Here is a 20,561-nt window from a genome sequence, read left to right as displayed (position 1 = left end):
AGATGTTTCTTTTTTTAATAGGTATCTTTCACTTCTAACTTTACAACAATTCTTAATTCCTCTTGATAATCTTTTTCAAAGTTAATTTAATAATAAAAAGCCAAATGATTAGTTTTTTATTTTGATGATTACTGAACTCGATTAAAATAACTTTTTATTTTATTCATTACTTTAACTTTTTAATTAAAAGTTAAAATAATGACTATATACAAAAAAGTCAAAGAAAATATAGCAGTGAATTGCTTAATTTGATGATTATTCATCACTTTGATCACTTTATACTATATATTTCCTTAACTTTTTTATATACGATTCATTCTAAAATCAAACATACAAGTTATCTCTTATCATTTATAAGATAAGGTTTTTATTTAAATTGGAAATATTCTTCTGCATTGTTATAACTAATATCCTGAACCATTTTACCTAAACGTTTTTCGTATGCTGGAATTTGGCCTCTTTCTACCATTTCACCTAATAATTCACAAAGAACTCGACGGAAATATTCATGACGTGGATAACTTAAGAAACTCAGAGAATCTGTTAGCATACCAATGAAATTACCAAGTAAACTTTGTTCCATTAACATTTTTAATTGTTTTCTCATACCACTTCGTGTATCATCAAACCACCAAGCTGTGCCAAATTGCATTTTTTGTTTTCTTCCACCCTGGAAGCATCCCATAACTGTTAGTAATTGCATCCAATCATTTTGATTGAGTGAGTATAAAACTAGTTTCGGTAATGCACCATTTTCATTGCAAGCATTTAATAGTTTACCAGTCATAACAGCTACCTGCTCATCATTAATTGCATCAAAGCCAACATCTGCACCCATTTTTTCAAAAGCTATTTTATTTAAATTTCTTAAAGCATGCATATGGAATTGAACTGTCCAATCATGATCTGTATAAATTTTCATTAGTGAAAGTAAAACTCCTGTACGGTATTTTGCTATTTCTATTTCAGTGAGTTGTTTTCTTGCTTTACGTTTAGCTAAAATTTCATTTAGCTCTTCCTCTGTCTCTTCTGCATATTGCACACTATCTAGACCATGATCACAAATGTTACCACCATGTTCTTCAAAGTATTCTACCCGTTTTTCCAACGCTTTTTTAATATCGCTAAACTGCTCAATCATTACGCCACTAACTTTTGCTAATTTTTCTAAGTAATCCGTGAATGTATCTACCTGAATATTTAAAATTTTATCTGGTCGGAAACCTGGAATGACTTTAAATCCATTTGTTGCTTCTTCTTTTTTAATTAATTCATGGTAATGTAAATCGTCTGTTGGATCGTCTGTTGTTGATAATGCTTTAACATGCATATTACGTATTAATTGACGACGTGAAAATGTTTCAGTTACTATTTTCTTGTTGGCTTCTTCCCAAATTTTTGGTGCTGTTTCTATCGTTAATACTTCCTCAATTCCAAAAAATCTTCGTAACTCTAAGTGACACCATTCAAAAATTAGATTACCATAAGCCTTTTCTAAAACACCTGCAAAAGCTAAGAATTTTTCATAAGGATCGCCATTTCCTGTAATTAATTCTTCTGGTACACCATTTGCTCGCATTAATCGCCATTTATAATGGTCACCAAAATTATTGCCTTCAGTTAACCAAGCTTCAGTAATATTATTAAAATTTTTATCTTCGTAAATTTCTTTTGGATCCAAGTGACAATGGTAATCAATAATTGGCATTTCTGCAGCATAATCATGAAATAATTTTTTTGCCATTGGCGTTGTTAATAAAAAATCTTCGTCTAAAAACATACACAAATACACTCCTTCAACAATCATATAATTTTATCTTTTTACCTAACTATTCATCTACTTTTTCTATCGCTATCAATCGCCTCTTATCAAATTAATTTATTCAAAAAATATTGCTATAAAAATGTTCATTTTTTCACAATAAATTTTATTCAAAAATGATTTAAAATAGCTATTTTGTTTAACGTTAACATTTATTTATAATATGAACCACTGCTATCGTTAATCATCCAAGTTACTTTTTAAGAAAGGTGTTATACTTCTGAGCTCACTTTTAAAATAATGAATATTATCTATACTTCGTTTAAACTATAACTACCTTTTTAATTAAATTTAAATTGTTAACGTTAACATCAACTAAAATAATAGCATAAATTACTTATAAAAGCAATTGCTTTTTGTTTATAATAATTGTAGTTTTTTAGCTAATTACATTAATTGCCTTTACTGTTTATATTTATATAGTCAATTATTATTTTAGAATTATTCACTAATTAGGTCATTACTATTTATAGAATTTAAAATTATAAATTAAGGAATAGAACCGGTTAGGAAAATAGAAAAATTAAAATTTAAAGATATTTTTATATAGATAAATTAAAAATATACAAATAAATTTAAAAATTTATTAATACTTCCATTTTTCTTATAATATATATAAAAAGACAAACCCATTCAAATAACTGAGTTTGTCTACAATTTAATTAATTTTTAACCCTTTTTTATCAATCCAACCTTTCAAGTCTGGACTATATACAAGGAATCTACATCCTGTGTAATTCTATTTTTTTACCTCTATAATCATTTAACATGCCCAATTTTATAAAACCTTTGTACTTCCATAGTTAAACTATCAATAGTTTTACCAATACTTGCCTCATTTTAGACATATACGGTTTGGTCAGTTTCAGTAATTGTCCATTTATTAAATGAGCAAGTTTGTTAAGAAAAAACAAGGAAATATTCTATTTTCTTTTTATTTATTTCTTTTCTTATTTAAATTTAAATGGTTAATTGACCAACAATTTCATCTTTCTTTGAATCGTTGTTGCTATGAACAGCAATCTGAATAGATGATAATTGTTGATTTTTAGCTAGAATTAATAATGCACGTCCGTTGAATGTTCTGGTTTTATTTGTATTAAAATTAGTCAGAGGTTTGGGATTCCCACTACCAAAGGCTAATAAGTCAGCACTGCCAGTTATTGTAGCAACAATATCACAGTCATCATTCATAACAATTAGTCAAGCTTCGTCAACTAAGCAAACTTCAATATAAATTAATTCTTGGCTGTACATTAATTCTGGTGTCAATTGAATCCTGGTTGCCTTACCTGTTGTTAATAATTCTGTCTGACCTAATAGTTTTGTTCCTTGATAATTATAGGCACATAGTTTACCAGGTTCGTAAGGAATAGAAATTATTTGACGATAACTCCCTTCCGGCATATTTTCTTGTGCAACACATGTATCATTTAACCATAACTCGATTCTTTCACCGGGAGCGTAAACTTCTACATTGATTAATGTTCCACGAGGAAGTTCCCAATCCCAACTACTCATTGTGTCGCTCATAATCCATGGCGTTTTAATTAATTTTTCTTTTGGTTGGTAAGGATTTTGAATGGCTAGATAGGGTGCCGTTCGCAAGCCAAAAACAATTTCACGATAATAAGACATAGGTCGTCTAAAACCAGTAATATCCAGATCGCCTACATAAGCGAGTTGACAAGGAAAGGCTGCTCCAAATCCTCCTTCACCCCATTTATATGCTGGGACACCAACGCCAGCTTCTCCTAAATAATCCCAACCTGTCCAAGTAAAATCACCAATAACGGTGGGTAATTTTTTTATAATTTCCCAATTTCTTGCAATTTCTGGGGGATAAGTTTCACTACCAACAAGTATTCGATTGGCATGTTCTTTAGCGTCCAATTCATAACGAGCCATCATATAATTATAACCTGTAATATCCAGCAAACCACTTACACGCTCCAAAGCTTGCCCAACAATCTCATGAGTCACAATTTCATCTAGATGAATATCCAGCACTGTCATAAAATCATTGACATTGCCATCAAGCGTTTCTTCATCAGCTGATTGTGTAGGTAAAATGTCTTGAATAATTTCACCTAATTGGTCTCCTACAGCAAACATTCCATTGATTGAAGCCAATATATAGCGTGTATGATCTAATGAGCGGATTTTTTCAACAAGTTCATAACAAACTTTATTTCCTTGATTTGTAGCAATTTCTGGAATTTCATTTCCAACTGAATACAGGAGAACGGATGGATGATTATAGTCTTTTAACACCATTGATTCAACATCTTTTTCCCACCATTCATTAAAGTATAATCCATAATCATAATCTGATTTACAATGATTCCACATATCAAAGGTTTCATCCATTACATACATCCCTAATTCATCACAGGCTTCCAACATTGCAGGTGCCATTGGTTGATGAGACATACGAATTGCATTGAACCCAGCAGCCTTTAATTTCGCTATTTGCCTTAAATGCGTCTCTTTGTAGGTCGCTGCACCTAATAAACCACTATCATGATGAACACAGGCACCTCGTAATTTAACTGGTATATGATTTACTTGTAAACCATGGTAGCTATCAAGTGTTAATGTACGAATGCCAAAAGTTGTTACCTCTTCATCAATTAATTGGTTATTGCTATATAATTGGCTAATGCACTTATACAATGTTGGTGTTTCAGCCGACCATAACTCTGGATGAATAACAGTTAATCGTTGCGAGAATGTTCGAGTATCATTACTTAATAAATTGAATAGATCAGTAGTAGATGCCACAACTTCACCACTTTTTGTTTTAACTGTTGTAATGAGTTGGACATCTTGATAATAATTTTCCTTGTTTATTACTTTAGTTTTAATGGATAGACTAGCTAATTCTTTCGTTGCTTGTTCTGTTTTGATATGAATGCTTGTAGGTTCAATAAATAAAGAGCCACTCGTTAATAAATAAACATCTCTATAAATACCTCCACCTGAATACCAACGACTATTTGTCATGGCACCGTTTCTTGCTTGCACACGAATTTCGTTTTCTGTACCATATTTTAAATAATCATTTAATGTTACATAAAAAGTTGAGTACCCAAAAGGATTTTTTCCAGCTAATTGTCCATTGACATAAACAGCTGCATTCATATAAATTCCTTCAAATTTTAAAATAAATTGTTCTGATTTTTGATTCTCATGAACAACCAATTTTTTGACATAATTGTAGATTGCACCATCATGATAACCAGTATTTCCGCCATTTTGGCTTTCGGCATAAGCCGCTTGCTCTAACATAGCATCATGTGGCAGTTGAACAATTTTTGCATATTCAGGAATATCCCAAACTAATGCAAAAGAGTTTTGCTCTTTCCAATAATACCAATCTTGATTAAATTTTTTAACTTGCATTGTTTTTCCTCCTGTTTTCCTAATTATTGATAACTTTCTTTTTTATTGCCTAAGTTATGCTTAATTCTTACTATTAGCAAACTAGGTGGAAGACTTGTTGAGAGTTATTAAATGAACAATAAACTAACTTCTTATCAAGTTTAAACTATTTATTTTCATTTTTAAACAGTAAAAAAACAATTCTTTAGAAAATCTCATTGCATGATTTAACTCTTCATAATCAATAAAGAAGGTATTTTTATATAAAAAAATTATAAGCATGTATACCTGTCTCATTATTCTGTTCAATTACTATAAAGTGATAACAAAAATGCTGATCAGTCTCAAAATAATGTAAATAATAATTATCTATTAGTAATATAAATTTTTCTAATGTAATAATTTTTTCCTTTAAATCCTCAAATGAGTCAAAAATCTCAATGACAAAGTTCAAAGATAAATTTTTTTAAAGATTTGAATATATCCATATTATTGCCTAAGAGAAAGTATAGTGGTAATGATTTATACTCTGTATCTATTAGTGAAAATGAATAATAACTAGAGAGGAATTCAAATGTTTCAATATTCAATATTTCCCTTAATTGTTAAATATTATGTATACAATGAATGAAACAATCCATTTTATTTCTTCTCGGCTATTTTTGATCAACATTATTTCAAAGGATTAAAGTAGTTAGCTAATTAAAATTATAAATTAAAGTGTCCGCATTTCTTCTGCTATTGAAACTTTTTTCATTGAAAACGTATTTTTTACAGCGATCAATAGATTCATTAGGAACAAAATTACAGCACTCAATAACAATGTATATAGATTAAAACTATTTATCTCAACGATCGAACCAAGTTTGGAAGCGATAAAGAAGTTTAAAGTATCAGAAATAATTTGAGTGAATAACAATGCATATAAATAGGCTAAAAAAGATAACATACATAACACGAGCAAGTTCTCTTTAAAAAGGGACAGTCTTCCACTCCCTAAAGAACGCAATAACACAATAGCCTTCCTGCTATCATAAATTAAATCATTCAACATCAACATGATAATTGCTATACCTAATAAAGCGACAATTACACATAATGCAATCACTGGTGACAGTGTTGTGTAGACAGAATTAATACCTGTTTTTATATATTCAGCATTTGTTCTAAAGTAAAAAACATTTTCTTTACCTCGAATACTTTTTTCAAAAGATCTCTGATTAACAATATTCAACGTCGCAATATCTGCTCCTTTTTCTCCAAAAAGTTCTCTAAACAGTGCCGGATACATATAAACGATATCCCCACCGTTTTCGCCAGAAGAGGTAACTCCAGATACTTCTATTTTTTTATTCTTGAATACAATCTGATCACCAGGTTTTATTCCTAACTTAACAGAGATTGCTCGTCCTATTAAAATTTTCCCATCAGAAATTTTACCTTTTACACTATCCTTATATTTATCAATATCTGTTCCTTTTACCATAAAACCATTTGTTTCTTGACTCTTAAATCTTATTTTTTCAGTTGGATAGATTCTTTTAGATAAATATAAATGGTCAATCCCTTTAAGTTCATCTAAAATTTGTGGATCAATTTTATCTCCTGAAGGATTAATGCCAAATCCATCTCCAGTTAATATCACTTTCCATCCTTCATTAACAGATTTTAAACTAGACAAGGTTGCACTAATTACAACAAATTGTAGGGTCAAAATAGCAGTAAATACTAAAATAATACTGCTTACTTTTTTCTGGTTTGAATTTAGAAAAGATTTGGCAAATAGCAGCTTTCCCGGAAAGATTTTGTTTATCAGTTTTATGACTCCTTGAGGCAACAGCAAAATTGACATTATAAGAATCAAGCTAATGATAATTTTTGTAGTAGATATTAATGATAGCTGGATCATCACACTGACTGCAATCACTGCTAAAATAGCAACTAACAAGTAAAGTAGAATGTGTTTAAATGAATATCGGTTATTTTCCTTATTCATGTAAAAACTTTTTAGACTGACAGATCTCAAGCTTTTAGAAATATTTGAATAGAAAAGAACTGTCTCTACAATGAAACAAATCAAAACACCTAGGATAATTTGAATTACAGGATAATTATTATAGGTAAATTGATAAAAGTTTTCTCCGCCAAAATTCCCAAGTAGTGCATTATAGGCTAAAGGAATAATTGCTGTTCCTATTAAAACACCAAAAATGAGACCAATAATCAATGGTTTCAAAAAATAAGATAGTTCATAATATAAAATATTTCTATTGGTTTCACCCATTGATTTTAGTAGAAATATGTTCTTTTTTCTTCGAATCAATATTTTCTTTATTTCATACTCCATCATAATAAGTAAGAAGAAGATCGTAATAATAAAGGTAATATAAACAATTAATTGTAAAAGAATAAGCAGAGTTTCTTTTTTGTTATTTCCATCATTGGCCTCAACTTCAAAGTTTGCTGTCTTATTTTTTTTAATAAATGTATAATCCGTTTTCTTTAAATTTGTAAACTCTAAATTACTAATCACTGTTTCTTCTTTTAATTTTATTCGTTCAACAACATCTTCATTGATGTCTCCCTCATTTTTGAAAATTCCAACAACTCTTTTTCCTCTACTGTCTACGTTAATTTTCTTATTTAATTTTATATGGTTTTGATCAGCATTTCTTTTCGAAATAATTAACTCAGCTGCGCTTTTCGGCTTTCTACCTTCCATAAGAACATATTTAGAAAAGTTGTTGCTCTTTTTCATTAAAAGATATTCTTCATACCCTTTTTTATTTAACTTAGCAAATCCATCTGCTGTTATAACTACATTCCCTGGATATTTATCAGTAAGTGATTTGATATCGCGATAGGGTGTTTTATTTATTGCTTTTAATGTAATTTTATTATGATTATCTAAATCTTTATTAATATTCGTTCCCACTTGGAATAAAGCTATGCAGATGAAAATTACGACAAAAGATAAGATAAAGCCATTTAAAAAAATTTTCCAAGTTTTATAGTTCTTCATATATTTTACCATCTACAATTCTAATAATTTCATCTGCCGCTTCTGCTACTCGTTGGCTATGTGTTACTAAAACCAAGGTCGTTTCATATTTTTGATTGATAAGACTAAAGATATTCAATATATCTTCTTCATTCACACTGTCCAATGCCCCAGTCGGTTCGTCTGCAAAAATAAAATCTGGACTTGTACATAACGTACGCCCAATGGCTACTCTCTGTTTTTGGCCACCAGATAACTGTTCTGGATAACTTTTCTTTTTTTCTATTAAACCTAAAAGCTCCAGTGTTTCATCTATTAGCGCATTTGTTTCAACTATATTCAAATCCTTTAAATTGAATTTTGCGCCCATTCTAAGATTTTCTTCAACCGTCAGATCTTCAAATAACATAAAGTCTTGAAAAATGAAACCAATTTTTCCTTTTCTAAACTTTGTCCTCTGTTCTTCATTCAATTTACTGATATTGGTATTCTCTATAAAAATTTCTCCAACATTAGGTAAATCAAAATCAAAACCAGCCAGCAAATTTAACAAGGTAGATTTTCCTGAACCGCTCTCTACCAAAATTACGGTTATCTTTCCGCTAATGATTTCTAAGGATACATCATTCAGTATGGTTCTTTTTTCATATTTTTTTTCAAGATTTTTTACTTCTATCATTCATTTATCTCCTAAACAATAATACTTGCAGTATAGTTATAATTAATAACGCACCCATTCCGACATACGAATTTGTGACATTTGTAATTCTTGTGTAGGTATTCACATTTATAAAAAACAAAAAAATTATATTAAAAATTGTATATACTTTAACAAACTTATTATAATTTTTAAGATTAACAGGATTCTTTATAACTGAGGTAAATTTTTGCCTTAAATTGTATTCATCAGTAATAATTGTTAAAATATGATAACCATCTGTAATTAAAAATGGAATCAAATTTAAAAAAACAATTGAAAAATTAATTAAAATAAAACAAGAGGATACATTGGAAACTCCAAAAACAAGTTGATAGATCAATGCACTAAATACAATAAAAATATTCATTAGACATCCCGATAAATAGTAGGTAATTTTTTCTATCTTAGTGAAATTATACACTTTATGTTTTATATAAAAGGTAGGTAGTATATTTAATACTAAAGCAAACCCAAATTTTAATTGCTTTATATCCTTTTTTTTAACCAAGCTGCATGCCCTATTCCATGTAAAATATAGGATAAAAATGATTTGTACATAGTCCAGCTTGTAGCTTAATCGAACTATTTCAAAAAAATTATTTTGAAATAGAGGTAAGAATAAAAATTGAAAGAGCATGATAAACACAATCCAATTATAAAAGTACTTAAATATATACTTGGTCGATAAATTAATCTCAAATAGTCTATACATTAGTAAGTTACTCTTTTCATTTCTATCTAAGCTTTCTACTTTTTCTAAAAAGGAGAGATACTTTTTCTGAATTTCCTCTGACAACAAATCTATTTCTATTACATTAAATGAAACAGGATAATTTTTGTTCTATCTTAGATAATATAACCAGTAGATATTCTTTTTTATTAACAACCTCTGTTTCTATCTTCATTTTTACTTCTTTTAAGGTAATCGTTTCCATGAAATCAGATTTTTTTCATTTTATTTATTATAAGTGAAGAGGAATAGTAAATTAAAATGAAAATTACAGTTTATTTTAAAAATTTTATTACATTTAATATACAATGTACATTTAATAAAATCAATATTTTTTTTGAAAATGATATCTATCTTTTTATCTTGGATTTACAATTTATGTATAATATATTAAAAATGGCGCATAGCGAATAGTCAGCTAGAATAGATTTATATAAGAACACTATTTGGAAGAATCAATGAAGTCTTTTAGCTTGGTTTCTTGATCTAAATTTTAGTTCAAGTCAACCTCCTCATCTAAGGTGTGGAGTGAAAATAATATTCTATTTTTGTAAAGTTCGCCGATCTCAGCAATATCTTAGGATTGTATCTAATGAAAACAGATAAGCTTAATTCAGCAACTTCATCTTTTCTATTTATCATAATTATTCTCCTGTTTATTATATTATAGTATGATTATTAATCTTTCCATCTATTAAATTAATTTTTTCATCAGCATAATTACATAACTTTGAATCATGGGTCACCATTATCACCGTACGAGTTGAATTTTTCATTATTTTTTGAAGGGATTCCATAAATAATAAACTATTCTTGGTATCCAGATTACCTGTTGGTTCATCCGTAAATATAAAATCTGATTTTGATACAAAGCTCCTAATAATGGCTATTCTTTGCTTTTCTCCGCCAGACAGTGATTGAATTTCTTTTTTCTTACTATTACCTAAATTAAATAATTCTAGATACTGGTCAATTTGTTTGTCCACATCTTTAGAGATTTTTTTATTTCTTAAAAGCCAATTAATTTTTATATTTTCTTCAACATTTAAAAAGTTAAATAAGTTTAACTGTTGATAGATAAATGAAATATGATTTAGTCTGAATTTTTCTCTTTCTTTAATTTTCATATTATAAAGATTTTTATCATCTAAAAATACATTTCCTTCATCTATCTTAAGAATGCCAGAAAGTCCATAAAGTAATGTTGTTTTTCCTGAACCAGATTCACCGGTAATTGAAGTTAGTTTTCCCTTAGGAATATTAATTGAAATATTGTTTAGTATTTTTCTAGCCTGATTTCCTTCCTGGATTGAATATGTTAAATTTTCAACTTTTATACTCATTAAATCCTCCTATTCTGAGATCGTTATATATTTCAGATAATCATCTTTTAAACTTTTTTTGATACTCAAATATACACCTATAAAACTTATTGCAAATACAATAATGTATTTAATCAATAGATCCCTTATAGGCAAGGTGTATGTAACGTTAACATCAATATACGGTAATATCATGTCCACCCCACCTCGAATAAAAAAATAGATAACGCTGTTCCTACTAAAAAGGACAATGTTATGACACAAAAAACTTGTAAAAAATAGGCATTAATTAGTTTTGATATGGATATACCTTGTGCCCTTAATCTTCTAGAAATATCAAAATAATTAGATAAACTAGTTGAAAAATAAAAATGGAATACCATAATTATAGCTAACAAAATAATTGCATTGGAAGATAATTCAAATATTTCGGTTCCCTTTATTGCATTTTTATAGCTGCCAGCTGCAATTTGCTTTTTACTAACTTTATAAATATCTATAGCATTGCTATTATTTTCAATTTCATTGGTTAGTTTTTGGTTTGCTGTGTTAACATAAAAGGCATTTACAAATCCCGGCTTACTCATAAATTTTTGTAAAAATGATTTTGAAATGAAACCAAATCTTCCTCTATCCCCATTCGCATGAAATCTGCCAGCTATGATTAAATCTAATGTCTTGTTGCCTAATTTCAAAGGCCATTTTTTTCCAATATCTTTTTCATTTATAAAGTAATCTGGTAAATATATGCCATTAAAATTTTCATCTAAAATATTTCTAGAAATGTTGTTATGGTTTATAATCTTTAGTTTCTCGCCATACCTAAAATAATCATTATCAATAGCAGATATGGTATTTTTAATGCCTTCTTTATCGGTTAATTCTAAGTTAATGCCATATGCTATTTTTGAATGAGGATCTATTTTATCAAATTGTTTTTTATATTCCTTTTCAAATAAAAATGATTTTACTTTTGAATAGACAACTAGGGTTTGATAATAAAGATTTTGATTGACAGTATCTTTAGATATCCCTCTGATAGTATTAAACATACCAATCAAACCTACGGAAATCATTACGCCCACTATCAGAGTCATTACGATACTATTCATTTTTTTGTAATAACCTAAAATCATTGATTCGGATAGATATAAACCAATCATAGAATTAGTTTGCCCAATTTTTTTAAAACTATTATGTATCATAACCAAAAGTACGTCTATGATAAGAAATATCCCTACTATAGGTATAAATGCCATGAAAGAATTGTCTGTATTCGAATAAATTAATGGTATGCCTATTAGACCTATACCTACAAAAAATAAAATATAATCCCGTTTTCTTAGGGTCCTTACCTTTTCTTGCATATAAGGATTTCTCAATTTTTCTAAGGGATTAAACCGAGAAAGTTTGCATAAAATGATAGCACTGCTGAAAAAAAGTATCATTATATGTAAAATAATTGAGGAAACAACTATTGTTATTGAAATCCATTTACTTGGAATATCTACTATCTACTTATTATTGTATAGGTTAGTTGCATTAATAAAATACCTAGAGGAATGGTTATTTTTTGTATAGTAAATATTTCTTTAATATATATCTTAGCAAGGCAGATGGAAGAAATACCAGTGAGTTTCATTTTGATATTAAAGTCTCTTCGACTATGAAATACACTCTTTTGAATCATACAAAGAACTAAGACAGAAAAGATGATCACTATGATTGATATGGTTATTAGCGTACTGAAATAAAATGAAATTTGTTCATTTCTAGAAATTAATGCCGTATTTTTTTTAATTTTTATTAATTCTTTGACTAACATTAAAAACACACCAATAACAATTAAATTTAAAGTAGAACCAACGCCATACAGTATATTTTGTACAGGATTATCTTTTATTAATTTTTTTACAATTTCTTTCATAACTACCTCTTCTAAAAAAGTTATTTTAATTAAATAACACTTATATTAAGTTAAAAGAAACAAGAAAATTGAACAATTTTTTATTTAATGACAATATTTTTGAATCTATATATTAAAATAATTAAAAAATAAAAATTTGGTTCTCCTAATTTAGTTAATTCAGAAATATTTAGTTTATTACGAGATGCATGCATTTTATCTAAAAAAATTGGCTAAAAAATTAATATTTCTTTCTAATACTATAAATATTTCCTATCTGCGTATATATATGAATTCATTCTATTATCAAGTCTATATTATAAAATTGCTTCATCATCTAAACTTGATAAATCCTATATTAATAATCAAAGTCCAGTCTCACATTTTAATCATCTATATACTTATAAATTTAAAAAGCAATTTATTGTTCAAAATTTCACAATAAAAAGTAAAATTTTCAAAAAACCAATTAAGCAAGCTTTGATATCTTAGTTATACGCTTCAATATAATTCTATGTCAAGATAAATTTTCTTATTTTAATTTTTATAATTCTTTTTGGCATATATTCCTATATAATAAACTGATATGAATCTCCAAGATATATTTGCCTAACCTTATCTACAATGTAGGAATTTTATACCTTAAAAAGTTATATTAGATTAACAAAAATGTAATTTTTTAATTATTTATTACTATTTAAATGAAACAATTCTTATAAACTAAAAATATTATAAGATACAAGATTTACTCCACTAGTCTATAGTCAAATTCAACAAGCTCTCACTTCTTGGTTTAGATTTTTTATTTTCATTACGTTTATTTTTCTATTAATCATTTTTTCAATTTAGATACCTATTTTTATTAATTTCTTTTGTTTTCTAGATAAGCATTAAAAATTAGCAAATTTTTTAATAAGTTTAATGCATTCTGTCTTCTTCTAAAAGCTGAATATACATTTTAGTATCAATTAAAAAAACCTCTTAAACATATCTTGTATTTTTTAATTTGTCTAAAAAATACTTTAATGCATAGAGGTTTTTAGTGGCTTTTTATACAATTTAATAAGGTTCTTATTAAATTGTGCAAAATTGCATAAAAGAATATTTGAGTAATATAAAAATTAATGGATGGTACCTTCTATTGTTTCTAGGTCCTTTTGTTCATCAAATAATAGGATTGCTTCAATTGATTTTTCAAGTGAAGTAATGATATCAGCTAAATTCATAAAGGGCGTTTCTGGTTTATCAATAACCTGTGAAGCAATAAATGGTACGTGAATAAAACCACCCTTCAATTCTGGAAATTCCTTATCAATCATATATTGTACCTGATACATAATATGGTTACAAACAAATGTACCTGCTGTATTTGATACAGCTGCAGGTAAACCAGCATCTCTAATCATTTTTACCATTGCTTTTATAGGAAGTTGTGTAAAATAAGCAGGTGCCCCATCTTCATGAATAGAATCATTTATAGGTTGATTGCCTTCATTATCTGGAATTCGAGCATCATCTCTATTAATCGCCACACGTTCAGGTGTTACTGTAAAGCGACCTCCTGCCTGTCCAACATTTAAAACCACATCTGGTTGGTAGGTTAAGATAGCTTGTTTAGTGACTTCTGCAGATTTATTAAAGACTGTGGGAATTTCAAGTTTAATAATTTCTGCCTCTCTAATTTTATCTGGTAACCCTTTTACAGCGTCTAATGCTGGATTAGTTGTTTCTCCACCAAAGGGATCAAAACCTGTGACTAAAATTTTCATTCTATTTTCCTCTTTTCTCTTTTTTATTACGATTCTAAAAAGCTAAAAAATACATTAATGCAATATGAACAACAATCATAATTAAAGCAATCGGTGCCTGTGCTTTTATGACACCATTTGAATCTTTCATTTCTAATAAAGCTACTGGGAGTGCATTGAAGTTAGCAGCCATTGGTGTAAGAAGTGTGCCACTAAATCCAGCACTCATTGCTAAAGTGCCAGAAATTACTGGATCTCCACCTTGAGAAATAACAAATGGTATTCCGATTCCAGCAGTGATAACCGTAAAGGCAGCAAAGCCATTTCCCATAACCATTGTAAAAATTATCATTCCTAAACAATAAGCAATGACACCGGCTAAACGATTTCCCTCTGGCACAACACCTGAAACAGCATGAGAGATCACGTCACCTACACCAGCTGTGTTAAAAATGACACCAAGAGCAGCTAGTAATTGTGGCAAGATACCTGTTGTTCCAACAGATTGCAACATTCTGTCTGTATCATCTAGCATTGTTTTTGGTTTTGCACGCATAATAAACATTGCTACAATCAAAGAGAGAATTGAAGCAATGCCAATTCCAACCTGTCCACCAAGAGAGGTGTAGGATATTCCAACGGCTAAAGCAGCTAATAATATAGATGGGAAAAATACCCAATTGCCAATTCTCTTAGCTGATTTTTCGCCATCTTTTTCACTTAATTCTGCTAATTTACCAATTTTTACTTGTTTGAATAAGGTTAAAATACCAATGATCGTTAATAGAATTCCTGAAATGGCATAAGGCATAAAATTACCTGCAGCAAAAATAATACCAAGAAGTAACCAAAAAAGGCTGGTTCCAATTCTTGCAGAATTTGTTTTGTCAAAAAATACGCGGAAAGAAGTCAAAATAGAAAGTAGACCAATGAGAATATAAAAGAACTCTAAAATAGTTGGAATAAATTTATCCATTATTTTTCTCCCCTTTTTCCTTATATTTTTTAGCTAGTTTATGATCAAATAACCAATTTGATGTTGCTGTTAAAACAAGTGCAATAATTGCAATTAATAATGCGATATGAGTAATACTGCTTCCAGAAACTTTATAATGAAAATCTTTTAATGTTCCAGCAATTAATAATACACCAGAAGCCGCAACAAATGTATTTTGAGCAAAAAAATTACCATAATTTTCACTAGCAGCTGCACGAGCTTTGATTTTATCTTCGTCTTCTTCAGAAATTTTTCCATATTTAGTTTTTGCTGCTGCTTGTGCCATTGGATTGACAATTGGTCGAACAAATTGTGGATGCCCAGACATACGAATACCGAACAAACCTGAAATTTCTCGAATAAATGTATATAATGTAAGGAATTTTCCTGGTGTTAATCCTTTGACTTTTCGAATCAGAATAACTGCTTGTTGCCTTAATCCAAATCGTTCTGATAGTCCAATCATTGGCAAAGTTAATAAGAAAATGGTCACCAAACGATTATTGACAAATGCTTCACCTAACAAGGTAAAAAAGTCGCCAATTGAAATTCCTGAAACAAGTGCAGTCGCTAAAGCTGCAATAATTACAACTGCAATCGTATCAAATTTAAAAATAAACCCAATTAAAATAATTAAGATTCCGATTAATTTTATCCAATCCATTTGATTTATCTCCTTAAAGTACATAATTCATTTATAATAATTGATAAATATTAATTAAAAAATAAAAATATACACCTTCTAAATTTTTCTTTTGGAGAAAATATATTGAAAGTAAGACAGACAATCTAAGTACTTTCGTAAATAATGATGGATTCAATCTTTCATGTAAGTTTGTTTTATTGACTAAACGTTACTATGATTTGATTGAACAAAATTTTCCATATTTCTTCCGTTACTATGTAAGGCTTTTAGCCTTTCTAGTTTAACCAGAATAAAAAATAATCAGTTATGCTATTTTAGTTATAAAGACAACCTATAATGGAAAAGCTGTCATATATTCTGAATTGCTTAAATACAAAGAATAAATTAAACGAATCATAAAAAAATAATTCTATTGCATCTACTCTTTGGCAGTTTCCCTTATCTTTATTCAAGTAAGTAAACCTTTTAATTTAAAAGAAATACAACTATTTTAAATCGATCACTACCTTAATTCGTTATAAATATTCAACTAGTACAATTAAATAATACAAACTTTTCATTATATTTCACTTTAAATATTGCTTAGACGACCAACCTATAAAACAAAGCAAATGAGTCATTTCACCAAGAAAACGAGTTATGAAAAAGTAGGAATGAAAGATAAAATAAACAGAATTTTAAAAATTTTCGTTTTATCTAACTATTTATTATAGATTAATTAAAAATTTACGATTTTTATAATTGTTCAAAAAATTAATTATTTTTAAAAATTAGAATTTTCAGAAAATCTATTTTTAATTTATATTGCAATGATATTTAACCTTTATCTATTCGCCATTTTATTCTTAAATCCATGCTTCATCTATAATAAGTAGAAATAGAGAAACCTTCTAAACTAGTTATTCTACTAATTTTTCAAGAGATATAAGTAACAGATTCATTTATTTTTAAACTAATTAAAATTTACTTACAATTATGTATGCCAAAAGGTTTGAGAAAATTCTTGTTAAGTAGGTCGTCTATTTAGATTTTTAATCATAACTTGATTAGTTAAAAAATACGCCTTTTTCAAATGACTATATTATTAATTATTCTGTCTTTATTAATATTTTTTATATAAATAACTAATTATTAATAGTTGCTACTATACCGTATCCCTAATAAAATTACAATAGAAAATCTATCATACTATGATTTTTCAAAAGAATAAGAAACCATTCCAATTAAATTCTTAGCTGAATCATCCTAGAAAAACTTTCAGCTGGTTATATCTGTAAGATATTTCTTTGCTTTTTTAACTATAATGTTTAAAAATTAATCTTAGAGAATGATTCACTTAAAAAATAAATTTATTGTTTACCATTAATTGCATTTTTCAATTAAATAATATTAGAAAAATAAATGACTTCTTGATTTTTTCGTGAGAAAATAATCATTTAAATTAGTATAAAACTCTAACTTTAAATGATTACCTTTTTATGAAAAATCTCTTTTTTAATTAGGTAAAAGCCTAGTTTTGTCTTAGTGTAGCTAAGATTTCTTTAGCAGTAGCCAAATTAATATGTTCTGCTTTTTTTAATCGTTGCGTGACTTGTTTAATTTCATTTTCTTGGGCACCTGCCTGAATCGCTAATGAACGACTTTGTAAGGCCATATGTCCCTTTTGAATGCCATCAGTAACTAATGCTTTAATTGCAGCTAAATTTTGAGCTAATCCAACAGCAACAATAATTTCAGCAAGTTCACTAGCATTTTTAACTTCTAATAATTTTAAACTTAATTTGGCTTTTGGTAAAAGATTGGTTGCTCCACCATGAATACCGACTGCCATAGGTAAGACTAATTCACCAATTATATTTTCTTGCGATTGATCAAATTGCCAGGTTGTTAATCCTTCATAATTGCCATTTTTTGCTGCATAGGCATGACTAGCTGCAGCAACTGCCCTTGTATCGTTTCCTGTTGCTAATACAACCGCATCAATGCCATTCATAATTCCTTTGTTGTGGGTCACTGCACGATAGGAATCTATTTTAGCATACTCGCTAGCTGAAACAATTTTCTCAGCGACATCTTTACCTAGTTTATTAACTGGTATGGTACAAGAGGCTTTAACTAAAGAGCGTACTGCATAATTACTTAAAATACTAAATAAAACATCTATATCTGGTAATAGTTCGTGTAGTTTTTGGGTAATTTTTTCTAAAATAGTATTTAAGATATTGGCGCCCATCGCATCTTTCACATCTACACTTAAATCGATCGATAGGTAATTTTGATCTTTAAAAGTTCGAATTTTAAGATCTTTTATACCACCACCCCGTTGGTAAATTGACGGATAGGCTTCTTTTGCTGTGTCAAACAGTTGTTCCTTATATTGAATGATTTTTTCTTGAGTCTTAGCATAATCGGTCACATTTTTTAATACAATTTGTCCAATCATTTGTCGCTCTATTGCTTGTGATTGAATGCCACCACTGTTGGCAATAATTTTGGCAGCGTTACTAGCTGCAGCAATTACTGAAGGTTCTTCTGTTGCCATGGGAATCCATTTTTTCTTGTCATTAATGACAAAATTTTGAGCAATACCTAATGGAATGGCCACTTCACTAATTTGATTTTCAATCATATTATTTGAAATTTTTTCAGGTAAAACAGTTTCAAATTCGAGTTGTCTGGCTTCTTCGTCTGTTAATTTCCCTAGTTTAACCAGTTCATTCAAGCGTTCTTTATTTGTTAATTGGTAAAATTTCTTTCCTTTATTCTCATGTTCCTCTAGTTGTTTATTTTTGGTAATCATTAAAGCTAGACCCAAACCACCACCAATACATAAACTAGCAATTCCACTGTGTTTCTTTTCTTGATACAACTCAGATAACAATGTAGTAACAATACGAACCCCAGTAGCACCAAGAGGATGCCCTAAAGCGATACTACCACCATAAATATTCACTTTCTCTGCAGGTAATTGTAATTTCTCTTGTACAACAATTGAAGTAGCTGAGAATGCTTCATTAATCTCAAAAAGATCAATATCTTTAATCGATTTTTGCTGTCTTTCAAGCAATTGTTGGACTGCTTGAATTGGTGAAATTCCCATAAGATCAGGATCAATGCCCACTTCACTATACTCATTAATGGTAGCTAAATAATCTAGCCCATTTTTTATAGCATAGGATTTAGAAGATAAGACAAGTGTAGCTGCACCATCACTCAAAGTGGACGCATTTCCAGCAGTTATTTTCCCATTTTCTTTAAATACAGGTTTTAAACTAGCAATTTTTTCTAGTTTTGTATCCAAGCGGATGCCTTCGTCTATCTTTAATTGTTGATCCTTTGTTATTTCTATTGGAACAATTTCATTTGCAAATTTTCCATTTTGACTTGCCTGAATTGCTTTTTTCTGTGAATAGAAAGAAAATTGATCCATTTGTTCACGCTTAATAGAGTAGTTATCTGCAACATTTTCTGCTGTAAATCCCATATGTTTATGACTAAAAGCATCTGTTAATCCATCATAAATCATACTTGAAAATGGGAGCTGCCATTCATCAGTAATATAATCAAATTTTTTCAATTCAGGAGCTTGAGACATACTTTCAGTTCCACCAGCAACTACTACATCAGCTCTTCCTAACTGAATTTGTTGCATGGCTAAGATAATTGCCTTTAATCCTGAACCACAAACTTCATTAATCGTTGTTGCCGGTACTTCATAAGGGATGTTTGAATTTATAGCAATTTGACGAGCAATATTTTGGCCATTGCCTGCCTGCAAAACATTTCCAATAAAAACTTGATCTATTTCATTAGGTTCTATTTTCGCTTTTTTGATCGCTTGACTTACAGTTATACGTCCTAACTCCATAGCTGAAAATTGAGCTAAAGAGCCTTTATATTTTCCAATCGGTGTTCTTGCTGAACTCAAGATGACTACTTCTTCCATTATTCTTCCTCCAATAATCTAAAGAATAAATTTCCAGATTTAGTATACCATAGATAGTTTTACTATTTCTTAAGAATAAACATTGGTTGATTGAGGTGAGATTTTATTTTATTTTATTTAATTTTATTCTCCTAGATTTTTATCATTTTAAAACCAGTTAGAAATAATTTATAAATCATTTATGCTTTTAATTTAAACAAAATATCAAGTTTAAATGAGAAATATCCGATTAATATTTGTTTTTTACTTCTAATGAATGTTTCTATGTAATTTTTTATCTTATAACCGGTATTTAGAAAAGATTTTTTATAAGGGAACATTCATCTATTAATACTTACTTCATCCTAATTAATCCATAA

13 protein-coding genes are annotated in these 20,561 nt (G+C 28.7%); all 13 read right to left on the bottom strand.

Annotated features, from left to right (window positions below):
• Nucleotides 1–367 precede the first annotated feature (367 nt).
• The gene (gene uxaC / locus MPTP_RS08715; protein ID WP_013774764.1) at nucleotides 368–1,780 is read right to left on the bottom strand and encodes a glucuronate isomerase; all 1,413 of its coding nucleotides are present in this window, start codon (nucleotides 1,778–1,780) and stop codon (nucleotides 368–370) included.
• 1,002 nt (nucleotides 1,781–2,782) lie between these two features.
• Nucleotides 2,783–3,016 carry a hypothetical protein gene (locus MPTP_RS09630; protein ID WP_013774763.1) on the bottom strand — a complete coding sequence of 78 codons (234 nt, stop codon included), beginning with the start codon at nucleotides 3,014–3,016 and terminating at the stop codon, nucleotides 2,783–2,785.
• A gap of 9 nt (nucleotides 3,017–3,025) precedes the next feature.
• Nucleotides 3,026–5,227, bottom strand: coding sequence for a glycoside hydrolase family 2 protein (locus tag MPTP_RS08710; RefSeq protein WP_013774762.1), 2,202 nt, complete (start codon nucleotides 5,225–5,227; stop codon nucleotides 3,026–3,028).
• A 694-nt stretch (nucleotides 5,228–5,921) separates the two neighbouring features.
• Complete coding sequence (locus tag MPTP_RS08705) at nucleotides 5,922–8,228, bottom strand: ABC transporter permease (RefSeq protein WP_013774761.1); 2,307 nt, start codon at nucleotides 8,226–8,228, stop codon at nucleotides 5,922–5,924.
• The gene (locus MPTP_RS08700; RefSeq protein ID WP_013774760.1) at nucleotides 8,215–8,886 is read right to left on the bottom strand and encodes an ABC transporter ATP-binding protein; all 672 of its coding nucleotides are present in this window, start codon (nucleotides 8,884–8,886) and stop codon (nucleotides 8,215–8,217) included. The genes MPTP_RS08705 and MPTP_RS08700 overlap by 14 nt, the downstream gene beginning before the upstream one ends.
• Nucleotides 8,887–10,153: 1,267 nt before the next feature.
• On the bottom strand, nucleotides 10,154–10,279 hold the full coding sequence (locus tag MPTP_RS10275; RefSeq protein ID WP_260325813.1) for a hypothetical protein: 126 nt from the start codon (nucleotides 10,277–10,279) through the stop codon (nucleotides 10,154–10,156).
• Between the two features lie 17 nt (nucleotides 10,280–10,296).
• Nucleotides 10,297–10,980: an ABC transporter ATP-binding protein gene (locus MPTP_RS08690; RefSeq protein WP_013774757.1), complete on the bottom strand. Its 684-nt coding sequence runs from the start codon at nucleotides 10,978–10,980 to the stop codon at nucleotides 10,297–10,299.
• Between the two features lie 170 nt (nucleotides 10,981–11,150).
• Complete coding sequence (locus tag MPTP_RS08685) at nucleotides 11,151–12,326, bottom strand: ABC transporter permease family protein (protein WP_013774756.1); 1,176 nt, start codon at nucleotides 12,324–12,326, stop codon at nucleotides 11,151–11,153.
• A gap of 143 nt (nucleotides 12,327–12,469) precedes the next feature.
• Nucleotides 12,470–12,886 carry a hypothetical protein gene (locus MPTP_RS08680; protein ID WP_013774755.1) on the bottom strand — a complete coding sequence of 139 codons (417 nt, stop codon included), beginning with the start codon at nucleotides 12,884–12,886 and terminating at the stop codon, nucleotides 12,470–12,472.
• Nucleotides 12,887–13,986: 1,100 nt separating this feature from the next.
• Nucleotides 13,987–14,634: a pyroglutamyl-peptidase I gene (gene pcp, locus MPTP_RS08675; protein WP_013774753.1), complete on the bottom strand. Its 648-nt coding sequence runs from the start codon at nucleotides 14,632–14,634 to the stop codon at nucleotides 13,987–13,989.
• Between the two features lie 34 nt (nucleotides 14,635–14,668).
• Entirely contained in the window at nucleotides 14,669–15,589 is a 921-nt protein-coding gene (locus tag MPTP_RS08670) for a DUF979 domain-containing protein (protein ID WP_013774752.1), read from the bottom strand.
• Nucleotides 15,582–16,274 (bottom strand): DUF969 domain-containing protein, encoded by a 693-nt coding sequence (locus MPTP_RS08665; protein ID WP_013774751.1) that lies wholly within the window; start codon nucleotides 16,272–16,274, stop codon nucleotides 15,582–15,584. Before MPTP_RS08665 ends, MPTP_RS08670 begins: the two co-directional genes overlap by 8 nt.
• Nucleotides 16,275–17,766: 1,492 nt before the next feature.
• Nucleotides 17,767–20,202, bottom strand: a complete 2,436-nt coding sequence (locus MPTP_RS09535; RefSeq protein ID WP_013774750.1) for a hydroxymethylglutaryl-CoA reductase, degradative — start codon at nucleotides 20,200–20,202, stop codon at nucleotides 17,767–17,769.
• Between the last annotated feature and the right edge of the window lie 359 nt (nucleotides 20,203–20,561).

Origin of the sequence: Melissococcus plutonius ATCC 35311 (assembly GCF_000270185.1) — a bacterium.
Taxonomy (GTDB): Bacteria; Bacillota; Bacilli; order Lactobacillales; family Enterococcaceae; genus Melissococcus; species Melissococcus plutonius.
The sequence above is the reverse complement of the archived record's forward strand: the minus strand, read 5'-3'. Positions and strand labels throughout refer to the sequence as shown.

Bases quoted from the DNA above. Each gene is read 5' to 3' on its own strand.
- uxaC (WP_013774764.1), bottom strand. From the start codon at position 1,780: ATGTTTTTAGACGAAGATTTTTTATTAACAACGCCAATGGCAAAAAAA.
- MPTP_RS09630 (WP_013774763.1), bottom strand. From the start codon at position 3,016: ATGAATGATGACTGTGATATTGTTGCTACAATAACTGGCAGTGCTGAC.
- MPTP_RS08710 (WP_013774762.1), bottom strand. From the start codon at position 5,227: ATGCAAGTTAAAAAATTTAATCAAGATTGGTATTATTGGAAAGAGCAA.
- MPTP_RS08705 (WP_013774761.1), bottom strand. From the start codon at position 8,228: ATGAAGAACTATAAAACTTGGAAAATTTTTTTAAATGGCTTTATCTTA.
- MPTP_RS08700 (WP_013774760.1), bottom strand. From the start codon at position 8,886: ATGATAGAAGTAAAAAATCTTGAAAAAAAATATGAAAAAAGAACCATA.
- MPTP_RS10275 (WP_260325813.1), bottom strand. From the start codon at position 10,279: ATGATAAATAGAAAAGATGAAGTTGCTGAATTAAGCTTATCTGTTTTC.
- MPTP_RS08690 (WP_013774757.1), bottom strand. From the start codon at position 10,980: ATGAGTATAAAAGTTGAAAATTTAACATATTCAATCCAGGAAGGAAAT.
- MPTP_RS08685 (WP_013774756.1), bottom strand. From the start codon at position 12,326: ATGCAAGAAAAGGTAAGGACCCTAAGAAAACGGGATTATATTTTATTT.
- MPTP_RS08680 (WP_013774755.1), bottom strand. From the start codon at position 12,886: ATGAAAGAAATTGTAAAAAAATTAATAAAAGATAATCCTGTACAAAAT.
- pcp (WP_013774753.1), bottom strand. From the start codon at position 14,634: ATGAAAATTTTAGTCACAGGTTTTGATCCCTTTGGTGGAGAAACAACT.
- MPTP_RS08670 (WP_013774752.1), bottom strand. From the start codon at position 15,589: ATGGATAAATTTATTCCAACTATTTTAGAGTTCTTTTATATTCTCATT.
- MPTP_RS08665 (WP_013774751.1), bottom strand. From the start codon at position 16,274: ATGGATTGGATAAAATTAATCGGAATCTTAATTATTTTAATTGGGTTT.
- MPTP_RS09535 (WP_013774750.1), bottom strand. From the start codon at position 20,202: ATGGAAGAAGTAGTCATCTTGAGTTCAGCAAGAACACCGATTGGAAAA.